Origin of the sequence: Halorubrum sp. Atlit-26R, from assembly GCF_003666015.1 — an archaeon.
In the GTDB taxonomy this organism is placed as follows: Archaea; Halobacteriota; Halobacteria; order Halobacteriales; family Haloferacaceae; genus Halorubrum.
The window spans coordinates 1-565 of sequence record NZ_QPLT01000323.1 but is presented as its reverse complement, the minus strand read 5'-3'; the positions used below and the strand labels follow the sequence as shown (position 1 = coordinate 565).

General features: G+C 63.9%; 2 protein-coding genes. Both read left to right on the top strand.

The genetic code is table 11. The annotated features are described in order from the left end of the window. The coding region (locus tag DVK07_RS20780) for a helix-turn-helix domain-containing protein (RefSeq protein WP_147441304.1) at positions 1 to 225 on the top strand (225 nt) is incomplete at its 5' end. Positions 226 to 284: 59 nt separating this feature from the next. Further along, positions 285 to 551, top strand: a complete 267-nt coding sequence (locus DVK07_RS20775; RefSeq protein WP_121598602.1) for a MarR family transcriptional regulator — start codon at positions 285 to 287, stop codon at positions 549 to 551. Positions 552 to 565: the final 14 nt, after the last annotated feature.

The following is a 565-nucleotide window of genomic DNA, read 5'->3' as shown; positions in this document are numbered from 1 at the left end:
CCCGACGTCGACATCCCCCCTAGTGCGCGGTTCGTTGCGTTCGTCCTCGAGAACAACGGCCCACTGTCGACGCCCGAGATCGTCGACGAGACCACGCTCTCAAAATCAACTGTCCATACCGCGGTGACCGACCTCGCCGAGGCCGGGCTCGTCGAGAAGCGCACTGACCCGCTCAGGCCGAATGGCCAGCTGGTCGTCCCAGTAGCCGGCGAAGATGATGGATAGCGTGTGCGAAATCGGCTCGCGTCGGTAGGCTTACTCGCCGGAATCCACATCTTTCGGGTATGGCAACCGCGTCACCTGGCTCGTCACACCCACCGAGCGCGAAGTTCATCCTCCACATCCTCGACGAGGAGGGGGCGATGTCGATCACGGAGCTGGCCGAGGAGACCGAGATGCCGGTGAGCACGGTCCGGGTCGGGATCGAGAAGCTCGTTGAAGCCGGGGATATCGAGAAGTCGCCCGATCCGAACGACGCCCGGAGTATGTTGTGCCACCCGACGCCTGAGGACGATAGCCCCGAGACGGCAGAACGCCGCCGCCTCTTCTGACGCTACTCTCCGCA

Bases quoted from the DNA above. Each gene is read 5' to 3' on its own strand.
- DVK07_RS20775 (WP_121598602.1), top strand. From the start codon at position 285: ATGGCAACCGCGTCACCTGGCTCGTCACACCCACCGAGCGCGAAGTTC.